Source organism: Caballeronia sp. M23-90, assembly GCF_053574605.1.
In genome coordinates, this window is sequence record NZ_JBSIPA010000413.1 from 1 (window position 1) to 5809 (window position 5809).

Here is a 5809-nt window from a genome sequence, read left to right on the forward strand (position 1 = left end):
TGCGAGCTTGCCGGTCAGTGCGCCGCTTTCCACCGACACCACTTCCACGCCCAGCAAATCGGGCAGCGTGCCGCGCTGGCGCTCGCGCAGGTGTTCGATGGTGACATCGGGACGAAGTACGGCCATATGGGGGAGTCCTTGGCTGAAAAGGTGGCTGATTGATGGGTGCGTGGATTGAAACAAGCAAATCCGATAGTATCAACGGCTCGAACTTTTCACTTATTACAGCGCTTACAGTACGACAGCGTCTCCAGGCGTCCATTTTGGAACCCGTCGTGCCGGCAAAACACGTGGAATGGATCTATGACGGTGATCGTGGTGGCAAATCCTAAGGGTGGCGTGGGCAAAAGCACGCTTTCGACGAATCTGGCCGGGTATTTCGCCGCGAACGGCGAATGGGTCGCGCTGGCGGATCTCGACAAGCAGCAGTCCGCGCACGGCTGGCTGGGGCTGCGGCCCGAGACGCTGCCGAAGATCGAAGAATGGACCACCAACGTGGACGCACCGACCAAACCGCCAAAAGGTCTGGAAAAAGCGGTCATCGATACCCCCGCCGGGATTCACGGCACGCGTCTCGCGCTGGCGCTGGAACTGGCGGACAAGGTGATCGTGCCGCTGCAGCCATCCATGTTCGATATCCTCGCCACGCAGGAATTTCTCGAACGCCTGCAGAAGGAAAAGGCGATTCGCAAAGGAAGTATCGAGGTGGGCGTGGTCGGAATGCGCGTCGATGCCCGCACGAAATCCGCGGATCAACTGCACCGGTTTGTGGAGGGGCTCGATCTGCCGGTGCTCGGATATCTGCGCGACACGCAAAACTACGTGCAGGCCGCCGCGCACGGCCTGACCATCTGGGATGTGGCGCGAAGCCGGGTGGAGAAGGATCTTGAGCAGTGGCAGCCGATTATCGAGTGGGTATCGAAGAAGTAGGGATCACCATGAAAAACGCCGGTGGCTTTTTAAGGCCACCGGCGTTTTTTACGTCCAGCTTTGCGTCGGAACGTGATCGCGGTTTCCCTTGATCCGGTTCTTTTCATCGACGAAAACCAGGTCCGGCTTCCAGCCCGCTTTCAGTTCGGCTTCGTCAACCAGCGCGAACGCCGCGATGATCACGAGGTCGCCCATTTGCGCGCGCCGCGCCGCCGAACCATTCAGCGAAATCATGCCGCTGCCGCGCTCGCCCTTGATGGCGTAAGTGGTCAGCCGTTCCCCGTTGTTCACGTTCCAGATATCGATCTGCTCGTTCTCGAGCAGATTTGCTGCTTCCAGAAGGTCTTCGTCGATTGCGCACGAGCCTTCGTAATGCAATTCGCAATGCGTCACCGTTGCGCGGTGGATCTTCGATTTCAACAGCGTTCGCTGCATGCGTTCCTCGTTCAGACTTCCAGATTGTCGATCAGCCGCGTCGTGCCGAGCTTCGCTGCAGCCAGTACCACGAGCGGCGCGGCGGTGTCGCCGGAACCGGGCGGCAGCAGGTCGACGCGCTTTCTCACCGCGATGTAATCCGGCTGCCAGCCGCGCTGAGCAAGCGATTCCACAGCTTCTTTTTCTATCGATGCAAAGTCGCGGTTGCCCGAAAGCACGGCGTCGCGCACGCGATTCAGGGCTTGCGCCAGCACCGGCGCTTCGGCGCGCTCGGCTGCTGCCAGAAAGCGATTGCGCGAACTGAGCGCAAGACCGTCGGCGTCGCGCACGGTTTCGGCGGCGACGATCTCGGTCGGCAGCGCGAATTGATGGCACATCTGCCGCACGATCATCAACTGCTGGTAATCCTTCTTGCCGAACACGGCCACGCGCGGCTGCACGCACGACATCAGCTTCATCACGACCGTGCACACGCCCTGGAAGAACCCGGGACGGAACTCGCCCTCGAGGATGTCGCCCAGATTGGTCGGCGGATGCACGCGATATTGCTGCGGCTCCGGGTACAAGTCCGCTTCGGTCGGCGCGAATAGCACATACACATTCTCGGACTGAAGCTTCTCTATATCGTCCTGCAGCGTGCGCGGATATTTCTCGAAATCTTCGTTCGGCCCGAACTGCAGCCGGTTCACGAAGATACTGGCGACGACCGGATCGCCGTGCTGGCGCGCGAGGCGCATCAGCGAAAGATGGCCTTCGTGCAGATTACCCATGGTCGGGACGAAGGCGGTTCGGTTCTGGCCGCGCAACTGATCGCGCAGTTCATGGATCGAGCTAATGACTTTCATCTAGCGGGTGACTCCTTGCGGGCTGCGCGAAAAAATAGGCGGCGCCGAGGGGGAAAAGGAAAGGGTTGTGCAAGATCGCGACAAATAGACGGCATTCACGCTCAAGCCGGTGAATACGCGAGTCTCACGTAGATGGGCGCATACGGTTCGGCCTGGGTAATCTCGATCAGCGATTCGCGCGACAACTCCAGCATGGCGATGAAGTTCACGATCACGACGGGTATGCCGCGCGTGGGATCGAAGAGATCGCCGAATTCCATGAAACGGGCGTTTTGCAGACGCCGCAGGATCACGCTCATGTGTTCTCGCACCGACAACTCTTCGCGCGAGATCTTGTGGTGCTCGACCAACCTTGCGCGTTTGATGACGTCGGCCCAGGCTGCGCGCAGGTCGTTGACATCGACGTCGGGGAAGCGCTGCGCCGAGCTTTGTTCAACGTAGACTTCGGCGCGCAGGAAGTCCCGGCCAAGCTGCGGGATGTGATCGAGGCGCTGCGCTGCAAGCTTCATCTGCTCGTATTCGAGCAGGCGCCGCACGAGTTCGGCGCGCGGATCTTCGGCTTCTTCGCCGGTATCCGCCTTTTTCACCGGCAGCAGCATGCGCGACTTGATCTCGATCAGCATGGCCGCCATCAGCAGATATTCCGCCGCGAGCTCCAGGTTCGATTCGCGGATCTGGTCGACATAACCAAGATACTGGCGCGTCACGTCCGCCATCGGGATGTCGAGGACGTTGAAGTTCTGCTTGCGGATCAGGTACAGCAACAAGTCGAGCGGACCTTCGAACGCCTCGAGAAATATCTCGAGCGCGTCCGGCGGGATATACAGATCCGTTGGCAGCTTCCAGAGCGGCTCGCCGTACAAGTGCGCGAACGCTACGCCGTCGATGGTATTTGGCGTGGAATCGGTCGCGGGCGCGGCGAGCGCGGCGGCGCGGTCGTCCTTGGCCGTTCCCGAATGATCCGCAGCGTGCTGCGCGTCGCGCGCGGAACTCACGTTCAGAAGTTCTGGTAATAGACGTAGGACGTTTGCTCGACGCGCGATGTCTTGAGCTTCGCGCGTTCGTCGAGGTCGACCGGCTGCTTGTCCCACAGGAGCGCGCGGCCCTTGCGCTGTTCGTCTTCCAGCGACGGCTTTTGCTCTTTCAGCTTGTTGATGAATTGGGTGATGTCCGACTGGTACATGATTCGACTTCCGTTGGATCAGAGCGATTCAGAAACGGGCGCGGCGCTGCGAAAAGCGAAAAATTTGAAACGCCGCCGGGAACAAGCGCAATTTTACCGCAAGCGTCAGGGCACGGCGCGGAAACCGGGGGAAACAGCGTGCGTTGGTCATTCGGTCTATAGAAATGGCCGGGATCATGAGCTTGCGAGGGTTTATTGGAAACGCTGTCATTAATTGCAAAACTGCGGAACAAGCACGCTCACGCGCCGTCCAAGCCGCACTTTCTGTATTTTCAGGCTGCGCCAGACGCTTGTTCTGCGCGCCTGAGCGGCGGGTGGCGCCAAGAAATTCGAACCCGCCCGAACGGCCGTTTTTGGGACAGCCGGCGCTGCCGATGTGGTGAAATAGCGCCTGCCGGATCGACCTCTCGTCCGGCCCGAGCTTGTTCATTGTCTTTATTCAACCTGGAGGTCACGTTTGGCGGGGCGCCTGTTTGATCCGCTGCGCTTCAAGCGCGGGCAAGCCGAGCATCGGCGGCTGGAAACGCCGCTGGTTGCATCGTCGAAAGCGCCTTTTCGTGCGTCCTCAATCGTGCGGCGCGCCGTCTGGTCGCTCCACGCGCTGGCGCTTTGCGCCTTCGCCGTGCCCGCGCACGCCAAATATGACGTGGATATCGATGCGCCACGCAGCATCCGGTCGCTCCTGAAAGACCATCTGGATTTGTCGCGATTCAAGAAGCGCGACGACATCAGCGACGAACAATTCGACTTCCTGGTCACGGCCACGCCGCAGGAAGTGCGCGATCTCGTCGCCACCGACGGCTATTTCACGCCCGTCGTGCGCACCGACGTCAAACATGAAGGCGACAAACGCTCGGTGACCATTTCGGTCGATCCCGGTCCGCAAACCAAGGTCGCATCCGTTTCGCTCACCTTCAAGGGCGCGATCACGGAGGAAGACCGCGCGCAGGAGAACACCGCGCGTTTCGCTTTTTCCGTCCATGAGGGCGATCCGTTCTCGCAAGGCGCGTGGGACGACGCAAAGAACGCGTCGCTGAAAGCGCTCCAGTCGCGGCGTTACCTGGGCGCGAAAATTTCGCAATCGAAGGCGAGGGTGAATCCGCGCACGCATATCGTGGATTTGTCCGTCACGTTCGATAGCGGCCCGACCTTCACGTTCGGCAAGCTCGACGTTTCAGGCGTGCGGCGTTATCCCGAGCAGATCATCCACAACGTCAACCCGATCCACGAAGGCGATATCTACGACGTCGCCCGCGTGAACGAATTGCAGCGCCAGTTGCAGAACACGCCGTATTACGCCTCGGTTGCCGTCGACGCCGATAACGACGTGACCAAGCCCGTCGAAACGCCGATGCACCTGAAGGTCAGCGAGTACCCGTACAACAGCGTGCGCTACGGCGTGGGTTACGCGACCGATACCGGGCCGCACATCCAGGGCGCCTACAGCTATCTGGATACCTTTGGAAAGGCTTATCCGTTCACGGTGTCGGGTCGTATCGACCAGACGCAGCAATACGGACAGGTCCAGCTCGCCATGCCGCCGGGCAGCCGGGCGTGGGTGAACAGCGTGCTGGCGTCGTACACGAACACCAATGTGTCCGATACGCGCATCTACAGCGCGCGTGCCGGCGTGCAGCGCTCGCGCTCGCTGCAGAACATCGACACCACCTATTCGCTGCTTTTCTATGCTGATCGGCTGACGCAGAACGTCGGACCGCCTACAACAAGTCGCGCGCTGGTACCTTCGTGGCAATGGGTGCGCCGTAACGTGGACGATCCGCTGTTTCCCCGCTCGGGCAACCTGATTCGTGCCGAGGCCGACTTTGCTGTCAAAGGCCTTCTCACCGATCAGACTTTCGGCCGCGTGTACACGAACCTGCTGCAGTACCTGCCGCTCGGCAAGAACGACTTGTTCGTATTCCGCGCTGAATTCGGCGGGGTGTTCACCGCGGGCGGCTCGAGCGGAGTTCCGGCGTCGCTGCTGTTTCGTGCGGGTGGTGCGAATTCGGTACGAGGTTACGGCTATCAAAGCATTGGTCATGACGTCGACGGCTCGGTGCTCCCGGTCAAGTACCTGATGACGGGAAGCGCGGAGTATCAGCACTGGTTTTCACATGACTGGGGCGGCGCGACGTTTTTCGATATAGGCGCGGCCGCCGACACCTGGAGCGAGCGCGTGTTCGAACCGGGCGCGGGCGTGGGCGTGCGCTGGCGCAGCCCGGTCGGCCCCGTGAACGTGGACATTGCGTATGGTTTCAAGAACCGGGATATCCGTCCGTACCTGACGCTCGGGATCGCCTTTTGATGAGTTTGCATAACGTGTTTTTTCGCGCATGACGGAACAGAACGGCCGGTCGCCCGCAGAACAATCGGATCCCTCGGAGGGCCGGGGGGAGGGCGCGCCGGTCCCGGGCAA

7 protein-coding genes are annotated in these 5809 nt (G+C 60.7%); 2 read left to right on the top strand and 5 right to left on the bottom strand.

The annotated features are described in order from the left end of the window. The first annotated feature begins 303 nt into the window (after window positions 1-303). Window positions 304-930, top strand: coding sequence for a ParA family protein (locus ACRXB1_RS28565; RefSeq protein ID WP_062169482.1), 627 nt, complete (start codon window positions 304-306; stop codon window positions 928-930). Between the two features lie 48 nt (window positions 931-978). On the opposite strand, the gene panD is transcribed toward ACRXB1_RS28565, so the two are convergent. The 5 genes from panD to ACRXB1_RS28590 all read right to left on the bottom strand — a co-directional run bounded on the left by panD (window position 979) and on the right by ACRXB1_RS28590 (window position 3823). Then, window positions 979-1365, bottom strand: coding sequence for an aspartate 1-decarboxylase (gene panD, locus ACRXB1_RS28570; RefSeq protein ID WP_449493942.1), 387 nt, complete (start codon window positions 1363-1365; stop codon window positions 979-981). 11 nt (window positions 1366-1376) lie between these two features. Continuing rightward, window positions 1377-2210, bottom strand: coding sequence for a pantoate--beta-alanine ligase (gene panC / locus ACRXB1_RS28575; protein WP_062169486.1), 834 nt, complete (start codon window positions 2208-2210; stop codon window positions 1377-1379). Between the two features lie 101 nt (window positions 2211-2311). Continuing rightward, window positions 2312-3097: a segregation and condensation protein A gene (locus ACRXB1_RS28580; protein ID WP_082778859.1), complete on the bottom strand. Its 786-nt coding sequence runs from the start codon at window positions 3095-3097 to the stop codon at window positions 2312-2314. 110 nt (window positions 3098-3207) lie between these two features. Next, a complete protein-coding gene (locus tag ACRXB1_RS28585) occupies window positions 3208-3396 on the bottom strand; it encodes a DUF3460 family protein (protein WP_172811963.1) in 189 nt (62 codons plus the stop codon). Between the two features lie 25 nt (window positions 3397-3421). Next, the gene (locus ACRXB1_RS28590) at window positions 3422-3823 is read right to left on the bottom strand and encodes a hypothetical protein (RefSeq protein WP_062169490.1); all 402 of its coding nucleotides are present in this window, start codon (window positions 3821-3823) and stop codon (window positions 3422-3424) included. A gap of 141 nt (window positions 3824-3964) precedes the next feature. Between ACRXB1_RS28590 and ACRXB1_RS28595 the strand changes: the two genes are divergently transcribed. Then, entirely contained in the window at window positions 3965-5698 is a 1734-nt protein-coding gene (locus ACRXB1_RS28595; protein ID WP_236873417.1) for an autotransporter assembly complex protein TamA, read from the top strand. Window positions 5699-5809 lie beyond the last annotated feature (111 nt).